Annotated in this window: 1 protein-coding gene; it reads left to right on the top strand. The window is 57.3% G+C overall.

From position 1 onward, the window contains the following. Nucleotides 1-536 precede the first annotated feature (536 nt). Nucleotides 537-1,705, top strand: a 1,169-nt coding sequence (locus AC5RUH_RS16655) for a hypothetical protein (protein ID WP_494129152.1), incomplete at its 3' end; no start/stop codon positions are given.

Genomic DNA, 1,705 nt, shown 5'->3' with positions numbered 1-1,705 from the left:
CCTACAAGCTGACCGGATCCGACGCCGGAAAGACCATTAAAGTAAAGGTCACCGGCACCAAGACCGGTTACACCGCCGTGTCGAAGACCTCGAAATCCACACCCAAGATCGGCCGATAGATCAGGCCGCCGAGGTAGCGGCTGGCCATGACAGGGTTTAGCAAAAGATAGCCGTTCTTAGTTTCACTTGCAGAGTTAGGGCAAGTGCTCTTTCGCCGTCGTGGGCACGTACTCCATTACCGCTTGTTCAGCTAGGATGAGCTGAATAAGCGGACGGCATCCAATTTGACGGCCGCACTTTAGTGTGGTCTAGCTGGGGGAATATCGGTGCTTTCTGTTTATTGGGTTCAGTCCGTCGTTGCACGTAAAAGCAGACTCTCGCGTTCGACTCCGCGGCGGAGACCAGCTGCAGTGGCCGCAAGTCTTATTAGGAAGCTCCCAGCCTTACTTGTCTCAATCGCCTTAGCCATGTCGTTGGGACTAGCTGGGTCTGCCCCAGCGGCTGCCGCCGATGTGACGGCTCCGGCGTTGGTGTCAGTGTCTCTGGATTCACCCAAGACGGTGGGCGTTGGCGAGAAAATCAGGTTCAAATGGACGCTCAAGGACGCCGGCCCCATTAGCTCCGTCTCCTTTTGGGTCTACGGGCCGGGACAAAAATACAAGTCCGCCTATATGAAAGAGGTGCATCTCTCGGGACCAGGGGAATTCACGGGTTACTCCGAGACCGACGTCATCGACTCGCTGTCGTGGCCGGAAGGTGACTACAGAGTCACCCTGATTATGCCGAGTGATAAAGCCGGCAACTATGCCCGGGTGGAAGGCGACAGTGCACTTCTGGATCCGCTGACCTCCACGGTTTCCGGCACTAATGCCGATGTGACGGCTCCGGCGTTGGTGTCCGTGTCTCTGGATTCACCCAAGACGGTGGGCGTTGGCGAGAAAATCAGGTTCAAATGGACGCTCAAGGACGCCGGCCCCATTAGCTCCGTCTCGTTTTGGGTCTACGGGCCGGGACAAAAATACAAGTCCGCCTATATGAAAGAGGTGCATTCCTCGGGACCAGGGGAATTCACGGGTTACTCCGAGACCGACGTCATCGACTCGCTGTCGTGGCCGGAAGGTGACTACAGAGTCACTCTGATTATGCCGAGTGATAAAGCCGGCAACTATGCCCGGGTGGAAGGCGACAGTACACTTCTGGATCCGCTGACCTCCACGGTTTCCGGCACTAATGCCGATGTGACGGCTCCGGCGTTGGTGTCAGTGTCTCTGGATTCACCCAAGACGGTGGGCGTTGGCGAGAAAATCAGGTTCAAATGGACGCTCAAGGACGCCGGCCCCATTAGCTCCGTCTCCTTTTGGGTCTACGGGCCGGGACAAAAATACAAGTCCGCCTATATGAAAGAGGTGCATTCCTCGGGACCAGGGGAATTCACGGGTTACTCCGAGACCGACGTCATCGACTCGCTGTCGTGGCCGGAAGGTGACTACAGAGTCACCCTGATCATGCCGAGTGATAAAGCCGGCAACTATGCCCGGGTGGAAGGCGACAGTACACTTCTGGATCCGCTGACCTCCACCGTCGTTCCTAAAGTTTCCCCGGCTGCGGTGGTGTTCACGGATAAGGACGGCACCGCAGAGGACACCTACACGATCCCGGCGGTCGAAGGCGTGGACTACCTGGTCGGCGGCAAGACCGTTCCCCC

The sequence above is a fragment of the Arthrobacter sp. Y3223166 genome (genome assembly GCF_059090935.1).
This window is presented reverse-complemented; position numbering and strand designations above follow the sequence as displayed.